General features: G+C 45.5%; 12 protein-coding genes, 1 tRNA gene and 2 pseudogenes. 9 read left to right on the forward strand and 6 right to left on the reverse strand.

What is annotated here, in order from left to right; all coding sequences use genetic code 11:
* A partial coding sequence (locus HMPREF0645_RS13985; protein WP_044123577.1) for a hypothetical protein occupies positions 1 to 187 on the forward strand: 187 nt, incomplete at its 5' end.
* 194 nt (positions 188 to 381) lie between these two features.
* Entirely contained in the window at positions 382 to 519 is a 138-nt protein-coding gene (locus HMPREF0645_RS14440) for an IS1 family transposase (RefSeq protein WP_169305461.1), read from the forward strand.
* A gap of 95 nt (positions 520 to 614) precedes the next feature.
* On the opposite strand, the pseudogene HMPREF0645_RS14240 reads toward HMPREF0645_RS14440, so the two are convergent.
* The 6 genes and pseudogenes from HMPREF0645_RS14240 to HMPREF0645_RS13670 all read right to left on the reverse strand — a co-directional run.
* Positions 615 to 824, reverse strand: a pseudogene (locus HMPREF0645_RS14240) (plasmid mobilization protein); the annotation flags it as partial.
* An 81-nt stretch (positions 825 to 905) separates the two neighbouring features.
* Positions 906 to 2,267: a family 16 glycosylhydrolase gene (locus HMPREF0645_RS10300; RefSeq protein ID WP_007174937.1), complete on the reverse strand. Its 1,362-nt coding sequence runs from the start codon at positions 2,265 to 2,267 to the stop codon at positions 906 to 908.
* Positions 2,268 to 2,353: 86 nt separating this feature from the next.
* A complete protein-coding gene (locus HMPREF0645_RS10305) occupies positions 2,354 to 3,775 on the reverse strand; it encodes a hypothetical protein (RefSeq protein ID WP_007174938.1) in 1,422 nt (473 codons plus the stop codon).
* 92 nt (positions 3,776 to 3,867) lie between these two features.
* Positions 3,868 to 5,409: a RagB/SusD family nutrient uptake outer membrane protein gene (locus HMPREF0645_RS10310; protein ID WP_007174939.1), complete on the reverse strand. Its 1,542-nt coding sequence runs from the start codon at positions 5,407 to 5,409 to the stop codon at positions 3,868 to 3,870.
* Between the two features lie 48 nt (positions 5,410 to 5,457).
* Positions 5,458 to 8,628, reverse strand: a complete 3,171-nt coding sequence (locus tag HMPREF0645_RS10315) for a SusC/RagA family TonB-linked outer membrane protein (protein WP_007174940.1) — start codon at positions 8,626 to 8,628, stop codon at positions 5,458 to 5,460.
* A gap of 506 nt (positions 8,629 to 9,134) precedes the next feature.
* Positions 9,135 to 10,107 (reverse strand): annotated as a pseudogene (locus HMPREF0645_RS13670) (DUF4372 domain-containing protein).
* 132 nt (positions 10,108 to 10,239) lie between these two features.
* Here HMPREF0645_RS13670 and HMPREF0645_RS10325 point away from each other — a divergent pair.
* The 7 genes from HMPREF0645_RS10325 to mobV all read left to right on the forward strand — a co-directional run bounded on the left by HMPREF0645_RS10325 (position 10,240) and on the right by mobV (position 18,421).
* Positions 10,240 to 12,525 (forward strand): glycoside hydrolase family 3 C-terminal domain-containing protein, encoded by a 2,286-nt coding sequence (locus HMPREF0645_RS10325; RefSeq protein ID WP_007174943.1) that lies wholly within the window; start codon positions 10,240 to 10,242, stop codon positions 12,523 to 12,525.
* 331 nt (positions 12,526 to 12,856) lie between these two features.
* A tRNA-Leu gene (locus tag HMPREF0645_RS10330) sits at positions 12,857 to 12,938 on the forward strand.
* Positions 12,939 to 13,176: 238 nt separating this feature from the next.
* The gene (locus HMPREF0645_RS10335; protein WP_007174945.1) at positions 13,177 to 14,097 is read left to right on the forward strand and encodes a hypothetical protein; all 921 of its coding nucleotides are present in this window, start codon (positions 13,177 to 13,179) and stop codon (positions 14,095 to 14,097) included.
* Positions 14,098 to 14,221: 124 nt separating this feature from the next.
* Positions 14,222 to 14,515, forward strand: coding sequence for a helix-turn-helix domain-containing protein (locus tag HMPREF0645_RS10340; protein WP_007174946.1), 294 nt, complete (start codon positions 14,222 to 14,224; stop codon positions 14,513 to 14,515).
* Positions 14,516 to 14,518: 3 nt separating this feature from the next.
* The gene (locus HMPREF0645_RS10345) at positions 14,519 to 15,709 is read left to right on the forward strand and encodes a primase-helicase family protein (RefSeq protein WP_007174947.1); all 1,191 of its coding nucleotides are present in this window, start codon (positions 14,519 to 14,521) and stop codon (positions 15,707 to 15,709) included.
* Between the two features lie 268 nt (positions 15,710 to 15,977).
* Complete coding sequence (locus HMPREF0645_RS10350; protein ID WP_007174949.1) at positions 15,978 to 16,883, forward strand: toprim domain-containing protein; 906 nt, start codon at positions 15,978 to 15,980, stop codon at positions 16,881 to 16,883.
* A 224-nt stretch (positions 16,884 to 17,107) separates the two neighbouring features.
* Positions 17,108 to 18,421, forward strand: a complete 1,314-nt coding sequence (mobV, locus tag HMPREF0645_RS10355) for a MobV family relaxase (protein WP_007174950.1) — start codon at positions 17,108 to 17,110, stop codon at positions 18,419 to 18,421.
* Positions 18,422 to 18,563: the final 142 nt, after the last annotated feature.

Consider the following 18,563-nt stretch of genomic DNA (forward strand, 5'->3'; position numbering starts at 1 on the left):
AGGCAAGCATGTTTTTTTTCTCCAAAAAGACAAGAACCAAAACATTTTAATTCCCCATAATGGTTCAAAACGACTATTTAACTTTTTGGACACGAAAATCCCCCCCATGACAGACGGGGTCTTTGAATGGGCGTATAACATATCAGGTGACAGGGTAAAACTATTGCGTTTTATAAGTCCAGAGTAGGGTGGTATTGTTTTAAATCAGAAGTGGTAATGCTTCAGATCGGGAGTTGTTGTAATAATCATCTGATTATCAATATGATTTTTAAAAGATTAGGCGTAAAGGCAGGGATAAATTCTCTGCCTTTTGCTATATTTGTAACCCCAAACAAAGAAAAATGAATATACGAGGATGCTTCGCGCACCTTACGCTCCAGATTGAGAGTTGAGTTTCAATGTCCGCATTGCTACTCAAACAATATTCTCAAAAGAGGTAAAAGTAGTACTGGTAAACAACGCTACCGATGTAAGAATTGCCAGAAGCGTTTTATTACCGATTACACATACAAAGCCTAATTGCCCAGCATCGATTCCAAAATCACTCAACTGACCAAAGAGGGATTGGGCTTCCGCAGTACGGAACGAATGCTGGGTATTAGATTTATCAGTATTTATTCATGTCTACTCTCAAGAGATTTTGTCAGTAGCACGGCTTGCTGTTGCAGCCTGACGAGAGATTGTGAATAAGTTTCGAGTTTATCCAGCATTCGTTGAGCAGTGGTGGCAGAATGGTAAGCATTGAGGATTTTCACGGCTTTGTTGTACAGAACTCCTATCTTATGAGCCAAGGCAACAAATTGTGAGAGTTTCTCTAATTTTGGTCATGCCTATCACGATGATACCGAAAAAAGATGGCGCTTTCTTCTCTAAATGTCTCGAAAATAATGTCCTATAAACGGTAATTATTTCTTACTATTTTGGAAAACGCGCACATAGTCCACTTCCATTGTTACAGGCAATGCACTTTCGTCCACACCGTTCATACCGCCCCAATCACCACCCCAAGCAAGGTTGAGGATGGGATAGAAAGGATAATGGAACGGCCACGCCTCGTGACTTGAGCCGAGTTTGGCCTTCGTAACGGCAAGCTGCACCTTTCCATCCACATAGGTCGTGATGGCATCCTCGGTCCATTCCAAAGCATACACATGGAATTCGCCCTCTGCATCGGGCAGAGTCATCTTGTGGGTTTTCTGGGTGTTGATGGTGTGGTTGTATTTCTCGGTATGGATAGACGAAGAAACCTCGTTGGGTACCACGCCCACCTCTTCCATGATATCAATCTCGCCACATCTGGGCCACGGGTTGGTGCCCCAGTCGTTGCCGACAGGCATCATCCAGAATGCAGGCCATGTGCCCTTGCCCTTGGGCAACTTGATGCGAGCTTCAAAATACCCATATTGCCAGCCCTTGCTGACACGGGCGTAGACACGTCCGGAATAGATCTTTCCGTCGTTGCCCTTATAGCAGTGGATGTTGAGTTTGCCATTCGACACGTCGTTCACAGATGAGCCTTTGATGTAGTTCTGCAACTCATTATTGACCCATCCCGAAGGTTTCACCTCCTCTGTCCAGTCCGGTCCGAGCCGGTCACCATCGAATTCCTCATGCCACACCAGCGTGTAGCCTTCGGGAATCTTCATGGTGCGGTCTGATACGGACTCCTGACGAACAGGCAGTTCGACAACCTGAGTCGGGGTCTTGACCTTGATGATCCCATCGCGCGCCTGCTCGGCATCGTTGGCTTCGATATTCAGCGAGAACATCTTGTCAGTTTTTTTCTTCACCTTTATCCACGAGGCTTCGCTTTCAACCTCCCAGCTTTCTGAAGAAGACACGGTCACTTCTTGTGTGCCTCCTATTGACGCGGAATATATTTTTGACTGCGACAGCGCCAGAGAGGCTCCCTGACTGACTACCACCGTAGTGCGGGCCGTTCCCGACTTCACTGTTATCGTGGCCTGACGGCCCGTCGCTTCCCTGTTCTCAGCAACTTTCACCGTGATGGCTCCTTGAGCCTTATTCGTATTGGCATTGGATACCGTTACCCAGTCGCCATTGCTGAATGAGGTCCACTCGCCACGCGATGTGGTCACCTTAATTGTATAATCTCCGGCCGCAGCCTTGACGTTCAACTCCGCAGGGTCTACCGTTATCATTGGTTTTTCCACCTCGGAGCCTCCGGTGTTGTCGTCACTCCCACTACATGAGAGGCAGGTGAATGTCAAAGCAGCCGTAGCCAAAAGATTGAATAGTCGTTTCATAAAAATAATTGGAAAAAGAAATGAGCATGGCGCATCGTGGGGAGAAAGTCGATTCTCCTGCACGATGCTCCAATTTTGATTTCAATTTATTTAGGATTGTGTGCCTGAATAATGATATTCTTTATTTGAACATTAAGCCCTGCCGGACATCCGCCCAAGTCAAGGATAAATTTCAAGTTGGCTGCTGAAGCATCCTTACCGTCGGACTGGGGATAACGCTTGGCATAACGCAACACGTTCTCGCCCTTCTTCAGGCTGACGGGATTTTCGTTGAGCAGTTCGGGCTTGTCACCTTCGACATCCTCACAAATCTTAAGGGTGGCATTTCCGAAAGCCTCGCTGGCCACAAGTGTCACCTGAATGTCGTAGGGCTTTCCGGCCTCGACCGCCACGTTGCCGTCGTGGATGGAGCACTGTGCCTGCCACTGCTGTACCGTTGCATAAGGAGCAGTGATGCTGTAAATGCCGTCTGCATAAGAGAAGGTTGGATCGGCTTGCTGAGCCCAGCCACCGTCAGCCCACCAGAACACCATGGTACCCACTTCGTTCAGCTTCTTGGCCAGATTCAGGTCAGAGGCTGCGTCGGCCCAATTCACCATATCAGGGTCGAAGTCTGTCGTTGGTGCAGGGTCATCGCCATTAATAAAGGTGAAGTGCCACACGATGCCTTCGCGGTCGAGCGCCAGCTCCATGTATTTGGAATCGATGGAGAGAATCCTGAACGTATAGTTCTTGTCTATCTGTTCCTGATTTGCAATATACGGGAACAAGGTGTGGGCAGGTAGGGTGATGGTCTCCGTGTCGGTGGCATCGTCGTAGCCCAAAGCATACTTGGCTTCTGCCTGCATGCCGAAATTGCCTACCAATGGAATGCTGTAGTCGCCGCCGGCAACCACATCAAACGATGTGACCCCAGCATTGATGAAGGTGTTTCCATCTTCTCCCGCGTTATACTTGTAGTCGTTGGTGTTGGTAAACACTACGCGGTCATCATAGATGCCCTGGTCAGCCTTCTCGTTGGGACCGGCTGCCCACCAGTCTGTGCCGTCGCCACCGGGTTGTCCACAGGCTATATGGGCTTTCTTAGAAGCGAAAATACGCCATTCCTTGGAGCCATTGTCCGTCAGCGCTGCCAAGGTCTTGGAGAAGTCGTAACGCGTGGTATCTACATCGAAGGTGCCTTCGACGATACCGTCGCTGATACCGTTGCGGTTACCCACCTTGAGTGTGTATTTGTAGTTGCCCTTGAAGATGTAGTGTTTTAGCAGACCATTTGCGGTTCCCTTGTATTCGGGCGACCCCTCGATTTCCCAGATGGGGTAGTAACCCGGGGTGTTCAGGGTAAATGTAACGATGTTGGTCTTCTGGTCTACGCTGACTGTGTAGTCAACATCCTGTATGTTGGGTTGGCCGTTTTGATTGACTCCATCAAACTTTTCTTCAGAACAGGATGCCAGTGTCAATCCTGCAACCAAAGCGAGACCCAATGTTTTGATTATCTTGTTCATAGGTTTATGATTTATTTGAAATAGAACTGAGAATGGGGTGTAGCCGCAGATTGACCGGGCTTTCGCCCCCCTTTCTCCATCATTTCTTGTCCTTAATAATTGTTTTGTTCCAATGCCGGGTCAGCAGACATTTCCGTGTAGGGAATCGGCAAGTATTTTTTATTCTCGGTCCAAGCCTTATTTCTCCATAGTCCACCCATTTCGTCGGACGGAACAAGAACAGAAACTGCTTTTCCGGTACGCACGAGGTCCCAATAGCGTTTGCCCTCGCCAACAAACTCAAGATGACGTTCGTTCAGGATGGCGTCAAGGTCTACCGTCGACAATTCGCTGACTCCAGCACGCTTGCGCACTTGATTAACATAGTTTGCTGCCTTGGCTGCGTCGTTATTAACTTTCAATTCCAGTTCGGCTGCATTGAGCAGGGTCTCAGAATAGCGATAGATGCGCAGGTTGTTGTTGTAGTTGAGCTGTTTGTCGCCCAATGCATTTTCTACGTTCTTGGAATAAGCATAGTATTTGCCATTCCATAAACCAGTATTTTGGTAACGAGGCTTGAAGTCAGCGCCCATGGCATCGGTCATGGCACGCACGTCCATGATCGAAGCGTCACGACGCGTGTCGTTCTCGGTAAACAGATTCCAAGTAGCCTCACGAACGGGCGAGAATCCCCAACCGTCGTCAGAGCCCAAGTCGGTGAAGGCCTGCGGACAACCGCAGAGACGCGGGAACACCGTTCCACCGGCAAAGATGGCATCGCCGGCACCCCAGCCACGATTGGTCTGGTTATCGGAATACATCACGTCGAAGATGGTCTCGCTGTTCCATTCGTTTTTCGACTGCCACAGGTCAGCGAAGTTGGGCAGCAGGCTGTAGCTGGCATCACCGATGATTTCGTTCATAAATGTCAGCGCCTTGCCGTAACGCAATTCGTCGTTCTGATACATCACCATCTCGGCATACAGCATATAGCCGGTGTATTTATTGACACGTCCGAGGTTGTCATCATCCCATCGGGTGGGAATGGCATTCATGGCCAAGGCTCCCTCAAGGTCGGTAATCACTTTCTCGTACACCTCGTCGGCCTTCAGCTGAGGAGCTTTGAAAGGTGCTTCCAAATTCTCAAAGTAGAAAGGAATATTGCCCCAGAACTTCCAAAGCATGTTGTAATAGTAGGCGCGCAGAATACGAGCCTGCTCTGTCCAGCTGTTATAGTTTTCTTCAGAAATCTCGCCTTTGCTTGCCTCTGCATATTTGAGCAGGTCGTTGCAGCGTTTAACTCCCGAATACATGTTGCTCCACATTCCCGACATACAGTTTGTAGGGATGGCCGAATAGTTGGCCATGAGATGATAGAACTCATTGTCCGAAGGACCGTTACCACCCGGATAAACATCGTCGGCCATGAGGTCGCTCATGAGATTCTGTGGATTATATTGGCTTCCGTTCCAGTCGTTCCACTGCATTGGGCTGTAGGCGGCAACCAGCGACTGCCCGATATGCTCCTCTGTGGTGTAATAGGTGTCTACAAAATCCTGTGTGAAGGATTCCACCTCCAGGAACGATTCGCTACAGCTTGTCATCAAGGCAGCAGCGGAAAAGAGGCCCAGTGTGATGATATTGAATTTTTTCATTGTTGTTCTTGTTTTGCGTTATCGTAAAAGGTTATCTCCATGACTTACTTAGAATGTCAGATTCAGACCTACTGTCCATGTGCGAGCCTGAGGATAGATACCATAGTCTACACCGAGCGATGTTCCACCGGAGGAGATTTCCGGATCCATTCCGGCGTACTTGGTAAAGGTAAGCAGATTCTCAGCAGCAACATAGAAACGCAGCTTTTCGATGAAAGCCTTCTTGGTGAAGCTCTGTGGCAGGGTGTAGCTCAGCTGAATGTTCTTCAAGCGGAGATAGCTGCCATCGGTGAGATAGAGATCGTTCGAGCGCCAGTTCATACCGTCGTTGCTGGTGTTTCCGATGCGATAGGCGGGATATTTGTTGGACGTGCCTTCACCTGTCCAGCGACCCAGCATCCACGAGGGAAGGTTGCTCGACTCGATATCAGTACGGCGAGTGGCATCGAAAATCTCGTTGCCGATAACACCCTGAAGCATCATGCTGAAGTCGATGCCTCTCCAAGCAGCTGTTAAGTTCAGACCGAAAGTCCAATCGGGCATACCCTTACCAATCTTGGTCTGGTCGTTGTCATCGATAACGCCATTACCGTCAACGTCTACAAAACGAACGTCACCGGGCTGTGCATTGGGCTGCATCAATTTTCCGTCAGGTCCCACGTAGCTGAGCACCTCATTCATGTTCTGGAAGATGCCGTTGGTCTTGAAACCGTAGAAGAAGGGGAAAGGCAGGCCGTTTTCAGCACGTGTGATGGTGCCGATGCCCTGGAAGGAGTCGTAGTTGGCATATCCGGTCTCGTTGCCATAGTTGACAAGTTCGTTCTTCAGATATGACATATTGCCGCTCAGGCGGAACCTGGCATCAGAGATATTCCACTTGTAGGAAGCCTCGAACTCGACACCTGAGTTTTTCATCTCACCCACGTTACCCCATGGCTTGGCCTCACCTACGTAGGTCGGAATGGGTTGCTGGAGGAGCATACCGTTGGTTTTCTTCACATAATAGTCTACTGAGAGGGTGAGAGCCTGGTTGAAGAATCCGAAATCGAGACCGACGTCGGTTTGGGTGCTCTCCTCCCACTTCAAGTCTGCATTGGGAAGTCCTGATGCCTTGGAGCCGGTTTGCTGATGCTCGTCGCGTCCCAAGATATAGTTATTGTTGTTGCCCGTGGCAGCTGTGACGGTATAGAGGAAGTTGGGGATGTTCTCATTACCATTCTTACCCCAGCTGAAGCGCAACTTCATGTTGGACAACCAGTCGTTGGCGGTCTGCATGAAGGACTCGTTGTGGATATTCCATCCCGCAGAGAACGATGGGAATGTAGCATAGTGGTTGTTGGGACCGAAACGCGAGGATCCGTCTCGACGAACGGTAACTTCGGCCATGTAGCGTTCAGCATAGTTATAGCTTGCGCGACCGAAGAGCGAAGAAAGGGTGTGCCAATCGAATGGAGCACCTCCTGCATACATGCGTCCTTCGGCCTGTTCGCCTGTGGAAGCATTGATATAAGGACGACTGTAGCTGATGATGTCGTAACGACCACCGTTCAAACCGCTTCCCGTAGACTTCTTGGCAGATTGTCCGAGCACAATATTGAGGCTGTGATCACCAAACGTCTTGTCATAGGTCAGTGTGTTCTCTAACTGCCATACGCAACCGTCGCTCTTGGAACTATAGGCTACGCTCTTATCAGAAGAATAGCCCTTACGTATATAATATATAGGTGTATAACCGTCGTCGCCCCAGAAACTCTTGTCCACACCGTAGCTGATACGATATTTCAGGCCGTCCCACAGTTGTAGGTTGGCGGCAAAATTTGCCACAAACTTGTGGCTCCATCCCTGTGCGCCCGGTAATGACAGCATGGCCAGGGGGTTACCCATTTCGTTGTAGTCGCTGCCCGGCTGTGTGTACACCTCCTTATAACCATTCTCGTCCACACGTCCAGTATAAAAAGGAACATAATCGTTGAAGAGCTTTTTGTTTTCTGCCACATGGGTGTTGGCAGCCTCGCCACTGATGGTCGGCGTGAGGATAGGAGACAGGTCGAGGGCAGAGCCCAGCACGGAACCACTCCAAGAATTAGCGTCGATGCTCTTCGACTTGATGCGGGCATACGAGATGTTGACATCAATGTCAAGCTTGTTCAGCCAGTTGCGTGTCTTCGACTCATCGAACATGGTGTAGACGGTGTTGCTACGCATGGTGAGACGCTGATAGTTGGAGCGGTCGTAGTTTCCACCGATGATACCCTCTTGGGTATAAAAGCCCAACGACAAGTAGTAGTTCACCTTATCGGTGGCTCCGCTTGCACTAATCTCATGGTTCTGAACTGGTGCATTGTCGTTGAAGACAAGATTCTGCCAGTCGGTGCCCTCGCCATACTGATATGGATCGGCAAACTTCGGAGCGCGCCCCGAATTGACCAACCCCTCGTTCATCATCACGGCATACTCCGTGGCATTGAGCACATCGCGGTGTTTCCATGCGCTGGCCCATCCCTGAGAGAAGTTGTAGTTCACCTGAACCTTTCCTTTTGTTCCCTTCTTGGTTGTCACAAGCACCACACCATTGGCAGCACGTGACCCGTATATGGCACCCGAAGCAGCATCCTTGAGCACTTCGATGCTTGCAATGTCGGTGGGATTCAGATAGTCCAAACCACCCTCGATAGGCATTCCGTCCACGATATAAAGAGGATCGGAAGCGTTGATGGTACCAATACCACGAATACGGATTTGTGCGGCAGCACCCGGCTGACCGGAGGAACTTGTTACGGTAACTCCGGAAGCGAGTCCCTTTAAGGCATTATCCATACGAAGGGGTGCTGTGGTTTCCAAATCCTCGGTGTTCACCTTGGCAATGGAAGCCGTCACGACACTCTTCTTTTGGACACCATAACCGACCACCACAATCTCGTTCAAGGTTTCGTGGTCTTCCTTGAGGGTGATTTTTAGATTCTGTCCGGCAGGAACACGTTGCGTGGCATAACCAACGTATGAAATAACAAGTGTGGCACCAGACTTTCCCCTGAAGGCAAAGTTGCCGTCAATGTCGGTCACGGTGCCTCGCGTGCTTCCCTGTTCCAGAACAGAAGCACCAATAATCGGCTCGCCAGTAGCATCAATGACAGTTCCAGAAATCTGATCGTTCTGGGCTTGCATCATCGTTGCAAACATGAGCGTCAACAATAAGCTTATGAATCTTAATTGTTTCATAGGTTACAAAAAATTAGATGTATTAGTAATAAAATTAAAGTTCATGTTGGTTTCGTCAGTAGTGCAAATATAGAGAATAAAACGTACGAATTGAAGCACATAAGAAAAAAAGTGGACACTAACCCCATGTTGTTTCTCATAAACGACTGATAGTAAGGATAATAAAAATATGTAGCCAGTCATAAAAAGTGAATATTATTAAGTGTTTGTACAACAGTAAAATGACCATATGGTACGTTGGGTGAACTTTTTAAAGTTCCACTTTATTAGCAGAAGAAGATAGATGTATTGTTCTGAAAATGAATAGTTTGACGCTAATTGAACAGTACGAAATACCACTTTTTGTCAACAAGGCCGTATAACCGGGTGTTTAATTTATTATATTTGCAATACTCCTATTGTGGCGGAACTTACCATTGCAACGTTTCGTCAAGGATTACCTGAATCGACTTAAACAGCTAAAACCATATCATTAGTGTCCCGTTAAAATCGGGACCAGTTAAATATTAATCAAATAACCCCGGAAAGTGGGGACAATCGAGTTCTTTGACATTATTGAAATCAGTCCTTTCGAAGAGATCTACGAGTGGTGTCTTATCCATAAGCGAAATACTTAGAATCTGAAGAACCTCATAAGTCGATCGCTTAAGTTGAAAATCATGTTGTACGGTAGCAACAAGGCAATAGGCTATGATTGCCGATGAGATTTGGATTCTCACAGCATTCTCTGTATTACCCCATAACTTCATGATCTTGAGATGCTGCTTTAGCCATTTGAAAAACAGCTCTATCTGCCATCTATTCTTGTAAAGATTGGCGATTTCAGGTGCTGTAAGATGAAAGGCATTGGTTAGGAAAGCTAACTCCCTGTCTTGTTCTTCATCATAGAATTTGACGAGTCTGAGTTTCACCGGATACTTTCGGTATGAATTATATTTCCTTCATAGTCTTTGAGTCGTAAACGGATGCTGTAGAGATATGGAAGAAAGCTGGAACCTGAGATTCGAGGTCATATAACACATTTGCTTTTATCCCTCCCTTCTTCTTTCGAAACTTTGCCCACCAGAAGACTGACAAACACAAAGGAATTGTCGTTGAGTCGAAGGCATACACATTGCCTTTCAACTTGAAGATATCCGTCACCCGTTTCTTTCTGGCTTGCTCCATCATATAGAAAGCAAAGTCTTCAAAGATACGGTAGTCACGATTCTGATTGGCTGAAGCAAATGTCGTTTTCGCAATAGACTTACGTCCTAATCCAAGATGGTATTGCTTTGCTCTATGTGCTTCAAAAGCAACAATCAAATCTCGCAAACTCTCTCGATTACTCAGTTGACCAAACATCATAGCAAGCAACTGATTCCAACAAGTGAAATGCTTCACATAGCGGTTTCCATCATACTTGCGAACATAGTTGTTAAACTGAGTTCTGTTCAAAAAAGCGGTGAGCTGGGCAAAAACGTATTTGTCTTGGAACATAACAGTCATTTAAATTTGACTGCAAAGTTACGAAATCAAGTCCGTTTCATTTCAAAACACCACCTAATAGACTGTATTTCAATTAATTCAAAGAGCGATTAGCCCACCTTAACGGGACATTAGTGATCTATAATGAACAGTATCTTTAAAAACACTCTGGTATCCGTCCTGTTCATAGCAGGATGTACCTTCGCCTATGGTGCAGCCCCGGTGGCAGCATCACTTATAGGCTCTAACAACATTCCCATCTATCTGGACAATTCCCAGCCTATTGAGAAACGCGTGGAAGACGCACTTTCACGCATGAGCCTCGACGAAAAAATTGCCATTATCCATGCCCAAAGCAAATTCTCTGCTCCGGGCGTAAAACGATTGGGGATTCCCGATTTCTGGACCGACGACGGTCCTCACGGCGTGCGTCCCGATGTCCTCTGGGACGAATGGGAACAGGCCGGACAGACCAACGACTCGTGTGTAGCCTTCCCGGCCCTGACCTGTCTGACGGCAACATGGAATCCCTCACTGTCTCTACTCTACGGACAGAGTTTGGGAGAAGAAGCTCTCTATCGGGGTAAAGACATGATCTTAGGTCCGGGTGTAAACATCTATCGCACACCGCTCAATGGTCGAAACTTTGAATACATGGGCGAAGACCCATGGCTGGCCTCAACAATGGTAGTACCCTATGTCATTGGCTTGCAGCAGAATGGCGTGGCTTCCTGTGTGAAGCATTACGCGCTGAACAACGATGAGGAACACCGTCATCAGGTCAATGTGAAAGTGTCCGACCGTGCCCTGCACGAAATTTATCTGCCAGCTTTCAAGGCTGCCGTACAGAAGGGTCACGCATGGGGCATCATGGGGGCTTACAACCTGTACAAAAACCAGCACAACTGTCATAACGAGATTCTGCTTAACCGCATTCTCAAGCAAGACTGGAAGTTTGACGGTGTGGTGGTTAGTGACTGGGGTGGTACCCACAAAACCGACGAGGCCATCACAAACGGCCTGGACATGGAGTTCGGCACGTGGACCGACGGGCTGACCATGGGTAAGACTAACGCCTACGACAGCTATTATCTGGCCGATGCCTACAAACGCCTCATCCTTGAGGGGAAATTCACCGAGACAGAACTCAACGACAAGGTGCGCCGCGTGCTTCGCTTGCACTTCCGCACCACGATGGCTCCCAAAGCCAATCGCGGATTCCTCTGTTCCGAAAATCACTACGAGGCTGCGCGCAAAATTGCGACAGAAGGCATCGTGTTGCTCCAAAACAAGGACAACGTGTTGCCAATTTCGCCCATTTCATCGAAGAATAGCACACCAAAACTATTGGTGGTAGGCGAGAACGCCATCAAGATGATGACTGTTGGTGGTGGTTCATCTTCACTGAAAGTGCAACGTGAGACTTCTCCGCTCGACGGACTCAAAGCGCGTCTCGGCAGCACCATGCAGATTATCTACGAGCGTGGCTATGTAGGCGATATCACCGGCGATTATAACGGCGTTACCACCGGACAGAACCTTACTGAAAATCGGTCGGAACAACAACTCATCAACGACGCAGTGGCCAAAGCCAAAGGGGCCGACTACGTCGTGGTGTTTGGTGGTCTCAACAAGAGCGATTATCAAGATTGCGAGGGACACGACCGCAAGAGCTACGATCTGCCTTACGCACAAAACAAACTTGTGGAAGCCTTGGCTAAAGCCAACCGAAATCTCGTGTTTGTGAATATCTCGGGAAATGCCGTAGCCATGCCCTGGAAAGACAAAGTTTCTGCCATTGTACAAGGATGGTATATCGGCTCCGAAGCCGGTAATGCTTTAGCCGATATTCTCACCGGAGACGTCAATCCATCGGGAAAACTGCCATTCACATGGCCTGCCAAACTCAACGACGTGGGTGCACATGCCCTAAATACCTATCCCGGTACGTGGCGAGAGGGTGAAAAAATCATAGATGAAGAATACAAAGAAGGTATCTATGTGGGTTATCGGTGGGTAGACAAGGCCAAGACCAAGCCTTTGTTTGCTTTCGGACACGGACTGAGCTACACCACGTTTAAAATGTCGGACTTGCGTCTCGACAAGAGCGTGAAGACCGCAGACGACAGCCTACGCGTAACCGTCATCGTGAAAAATACCGGCAATCGCGCCGGTAAGGAAGTTGTACAACTCTATATTCGTGACAACGACGCCTCAGTAGACCGTCCCCTGAAAGAATTGAAGGGATGTGCCAAAGTTTCTCTGGAGCCCGGACAGCAACAGAACGTCAGCATCACCATCGGCAAGGATGCCATGAGTTTCTACGATGAAACCGCACAAAAATGGACTTGCGAGCCTGGAAAGTTCGCTGTTCTCGTGGGTAACAGTTCAGACAACTTGAAGCTCAAAAAACAGTTTACACTCAAGTGATCACGACCCTTTAAAAAGCATTAAGACGTCGTGAGACCAACGCTAACACCATTCTGCTCCAAACTGAAACAACATTGTTTAAGTTTGGGGCAGTATTTTTGTCATTCCAATCCATAGGTCATTCAGAGCGTAATTTGAATGTGTTACACTTTTGAGATTTTGATGTACGGTGAAATTTGGAGCTATTTTCTTTGTTGACATCATGACAAGTGAACTCCCCTTGGCAATGGATGTTCTAAAATTAATTCGAAAAAAAACAGACATAAGCTTGTTACTTCCAAAAAATCATTGTAACTTTGCACCCGCGTTTATCTTATAGAAGCGTGCGTATGCCCAGATGGCGGAATCGGTAGACGCGCTGGTCTCAAACACCAGTGGAGCAATCCATCCCGGTTCGATCCCGGGTCTGGGTACCGAAAATCCCTTGTAAGTCATTGATTTACAAGGGATTTTTCTTTTTCGACGCGTACTAAAAGTGTACTATATAACAATACAATGAGAAAGGTGTACTTTTATAGTTTCTCGCCACTCAGATTTATATTTAATTAACGACAACTCTTCCTTTTTATTCTGTTTATTTCCCTTTCTTGGCTTTTTCTCCAACGAATGCCCTATCTTTGTAAACAATACCTATCTTAGAGAATTGCAAAAATGGAAAATGATAATCTAAAGATACAGCTTAACAGCATTCAGCAAATATTAAGTTACTGTATTACTCAAACCTACAATGTTCTCATTGCAAATATTCTGAGGAAGAAAGGTTGCATAAACAATATACAGTTCAAAGAGATTTTGCAAAAAGAATATATCCGAATAACTGACGAACTTTCTTCTATTTATCTGAATTATCCTGCCCTTGCATGTGTCGAGAAATACTACATAGATGATAACTTTTTGTGGGAAAGCACTTTCTTTGAATCACTGACCAAAGAACAAAAACAGAAATATACCTCCTTCTCCATTTCTTTATTTGAATATGCAAAGTATATTGAGGAACACACCGTATATAATGATGTTCTACCGATGTTCTCGTATCTTGTTGATGCGATTCTATATGAGCGATACGCAAAATATCTCATGGCAGAAATAGAAAGAATTGAATTGACAGAGGTACAAACCGTTCGGACTCGCTCTTCAGTCTTGATAAACGACGACCCATGTGAGCAGAAAAGGAAACCGGTCATCGTTGGTAAAGGAATAAATCCATTTCAATCCGAGTTTACAGATGAGCAAATTGAGATTCTTACCGCTTGCATCAACGAAGTTCAATTATTTACAACTTGCATATCTCCTAAGATACTCAAAGATTTTTTTGCTTGTAAACTAAAAGGTGTTTTGAAATCAAACAACAATCGCCAGCTGGCATATCTCATGCAAAGTCTTAATCTTCGAGGGTTCATTACTGATGAATGGCAATCTGCGATTGCTCGTAATGAACTTGTCTTGGGGAAAACAAAAGATACGCCACTGACACGCACCGACCTTTCCACCGCAACAGACCAAATCAATATGAAGCAACCGAAAGGATGGGAAACCATTGATAACTACATCAAACAACTGAAAAAAGGTTGAGCATAGGTTGACACCTCAAACATCGCTCAACGCCATTTACTTTTATCGTTTCTAATTTTGCCATCGTTAACAAATAATTAGCGAAGGTGCACCTTCATATTGTTTAATTCAAAATGTTTACAATATGGAAAAAACATTAGAAACCCGAGTTGAAGAACTCGAACAAATGGTATTCATGAATAAGAATGTGCTGAGTTTTGAAGAAGCCAGCAGGTTCTTAAACCTCTCAAAGAGTTATCTCTACAAACTCACATCGGGTAATCTGATACCGCATTACAAGCCACAAGGCAAAATGCTTTACTTTGAGAAAGCAGAACTTGAAGCATGGCTACGCCAGAATCCCATTAAAACTTCTGCGCAGATAACGCAAGATGCACAGCGGTATATCATGGGCAACAAACCTTTAATGCAGAAGTAGTTCATGGCACAAGAAGAATTTATCCGTGTTGGCACGACCTTATACAAGATCGTGAACCAACCACGCATCAATGGCGGTTTCGTCAAGAAGCGTATCGTATGGAACAACGAAACGCTACGGCAAGACTATGGCAAGGACTTCATTGCCACTGTACCGAAGTATGATGGTTTCTGTACTGTTCCTAACCATGTGAATTATCAACCAGTTATTGACAAGTTTCTCAATCTCTACGAGCCAATAGGACACCAACCAAAAGAGGGAGAGTTTCCGCACGTTGAATCCCTTATAAGTCACATCTTCGGGGAACAATACGAGCTGGGTATGGATTATTTGCAGTTGCTCTATCTACAACCCGTGCAGAAACTACCCATCCTCCTAATGGTGTCAGAGGAACGCAATACTGGGAAGAGTACATTCCTCAATTTCCTTAAAGCCGTTTTCCATAACAATGTAACTTTCAACACTAACGAGGATTTTCGCAGTCAGTTCAATTCGGATTGGGCAGGAAAACTGCTCATTGTTGTGGACGAGGTATTACTCAACCGCAGGGAGGATAGTGAACGATTGAAAAATCTTAGTACAACACTTTCCTATAAAGTGGAAGCAAAGGGTAAAGACCGAGATGAAATCTCCTTCTTTGCCAAGTTTGTGTTGTGTTCCAATAACGAGTTACTCCCTGTCATCATTGATGTGGGAGAAACCCGATATTGGGTAAGGAAGATAAATCGTTTGGAAAGTGACGATACTGACTTTCTTCAGAAGTTGAAAGCAGAGATACCTGCCTTTCTTTATTTTCTCCAGCATCGCCCGTTGTCTACCCAAAAGGAAAGCCGTATGTGGTTTGCACCCAAGCTGATTTTTACACCAGCCTTGCAACGCATTATCCGTAATAACAGAAACAAGTTGGAACTAGAAATGTCAGAGTTGTGTCTTGACATTATGGAAACAAACAATGTCGAGGAAGTCTCTTTCTGTATCAATGATATGATGCCTCTTTTAAGTAATACTCAATGCAAGTATGACAAGGGGCAGATAAGGAGAATAGTGCAGGACATCTGGAAGCTTACACCAGTGTCCAATACGCTGACCTATACTACGTATCAACTTAGTTACAACGCTCCATTGTATTACTCTCCTATCCGAAGGACAGGAAGGTTTTATACGATCACCAAGAAGCAACTCAAAAGTTTATAAACAATCTTATATCCATTATTTTGATGAAATGATGAATAAGTTATATAAAACATTCAGTACATGTTGTTTATATTCTCATCTTTTGCTCATCGTGAATGTTTTGCTGATGAAAAAAGAAAAGGATGATATTCTTCTTTTTGTCAGTAATTCCATTTTAAAGAGGAATATGATAAGGGGATGATGAGTTTTCAACTATCTGATTACCATATAGATAAAATCAAATTCATCAAATCATCAAATTTATCATCACTTTAACTTCCATAGAATTATGAATATTGACCAAATAAAAAAGATAAAGTTGCAGGAATTTCTTGCAACAATAGACTGCAAACCCGTAAAACAGTATGGTGTGAATCTCATGTACCTATCACCACTTAGAACGGAGAAGCACGCATCGTTTAAGGTAAACACCGAACTTAATCTATGGTACGATTTCGGTATTAGCAGAGGTGGTAACATCATTGACCTTGCAGAATTGCTCTACAACTCTTCGGATGTGTCGTATCTCATTCACCAGATAGAGCGTAATGCACCAAGCTGTGTATCGGTAAGTCTGCCTACAGCCAAGCCGAACACACCGCAGAACTCCTTTGAAAATCTTCAGGTACTTTCCATAACCCATCCTGCACTTATCAAATATCTTGGAGAAAGATGTATTGACATTGAAATAGCACGAACAGTATGTAAAGAGCTGCACTTTGATACAAGGGGCAAACATTACTTTGGTATTGGCTTTCCAAATATTGCAGGTGGCTACGAAATACGCAATCCGTTCTTCAAAGGCTGCATTACACCAAAAGACATCAGCCATTTTTATGCAGAAGAGCCGAAGAGGGTATGTTTTCTTTTTGAGGGCTTCATGGACTTTCTGTCATTTATGATGCTCCGAAGAAAAGAGAATGACGGACTAAAACGACAAGATTATCTGGTACTTAACTCTGTCTCAAATATCCAGAAGGCATTAGAACCATTGTCACACTATGAGAATATTCAATGTTTTTTGGACAATGACGAAGCAGGACGAAAGGCATACCAAGCATTGCTTATGGGACTTAAAGTTCCTGTTATCGACTCTTCAGGTCTTTATGCTGACTGCAAGGATCTCAATGAGTTCCTTTGCCGTCAGAACAGGCTATTACAGAAGCCTGTTAGGAAACAACGAAGAGGACTCTAATCATAAGAATTTCGTACCTCTTGCCTACGGAGTATTTTATGGCAATAAAATGCCATAGCTCATTAGGGAATTTTTCGAGCTGCAATACAAGTATTGCTAAAAATTCCCAATGAGCCGAGGGCGTTACACCCCTCTGGACTCCCAGTTTTTAAAAACGGTACTTTCATTGTCTTGCCAAGTAGACGATGTAAGTACCTCTACAACGCACTAAAAAATTTTATAATATGGCAAATTTTGTAGTTCTCCATCTGGAGAAAGCAAAGGGGGCTGATACCAAGATGTCTGCCCATATAGAAAGGATTTTCATTGCAGGCAATGTAGATGGAAGTCGAATACATCTCGACCGAGAGTTGATTGCGTTTCCAGAAGGGGTAAAATCACGTTCAGCAGCCATTGAACACAGAATTGAAAATGCAAAACTCAAACGGAAAGTCGGAAAGAATCAAGTGCATGCCATCCGCATAATACTATCTGCCAGTCCTGAAGCAATGGAAAGGGTAGAGCAAGAAGGCAGACTTGATGATTGGTGTGAGCAGTCGGTGGAGTGGATGCAGGAAACCTTTGGTACAGAAAACCTTGTCTCTGCTGTTCTTCATTTAGATGAAAAAACTCCTCATATCCATGCTACGGTAGTTCCCATCGTTACCACTGCACGTAGAAAGAAGAAAGCAGAAGACTGTGTCAAGAAGCACTACCGCAAAAAGGTGGAAGGTGCCCGACTCTGTGCCGATGATGTTATGACTCAGGCTAAGCTCAAGCACTATCAGACATCGTATGCGGATGCAATGCAGTCCTTCGGCTTGGAGCGTGGTATAGATGGTTCAGAGGCAAGGCATATCTCTACCCGTGAGTATTATACCGAGCAATTCCGAAAAGCCAAAAACCTCAAGGAAGATATTTCTCTTTTGGCTGAACAGAAAGAACAGATTGCAGACGATCTGTTAAAAGCAAAGTCGGAACTCAAACAGACAACTTTGAAGAAGGATATAAGCAACGCTGGCTCAAATGTAGCCCGTGCTATCGGCTCACTTTTCTCAAGCAAAGAACAGCAAACCATCGCAGAACTTAACAAACAGCTCTTTCAGATGAACACGGTTGTCACGAAGTTGAATAAAACCATCTGTGAGAGGGAAAAGGCTATTGAAACAGAGAAAGACAATGTGAAGTTTGTTGAACGGGCATTTGAGCAGTTCAGACGAGATATAGAGAAATGGTTCCCCGGAACATGCACCAATGTTGCTTTTGCCAATCGGTGCTCACACTCCTATAGGTTAAGCGAGGATATTGTCAGAAAACTGCTCGGTGGCAGTAAAGTGGTATGCACTGGTAAGTTCGCACCAATGGGAGAGAAAGTTCCGTTTGAACTTGATAATGCAATATTCTCTTCTATGCTGGTCAAGCAAGGGCATCGTGAGCTATTTATCAATGGTGTGTCAGTCGATAACATGATAAAGAACAGGCGTAACCAATGGTATCTTGATAGAAAGCAAAAGGAGGCTGCCGAAATGGCGCAAAAGATCAAAGAATGTAAGAGATAGCAAATCTAAAGAAAAGTGTTGTTTGGTTGAGTTTCTTAGAAAGAATCACACCATCATCTAATTTAAGTTGGTTTTCATAATCGTTTGATACAAAATACATCTTAGGAAGCAGACCGTCTCTCGACACAGAAATCCAAGGAAC

Source organism: Hallella bergensis DSM 17361, from assembly GCF_000160535.1.
Classification (GTDB): domain Bacteria; phylum Bacteroidota; class Bacteroidia; order Bacteroidales; family Bacteroidaceae; genus Prevotella; species Prevotella bergensis.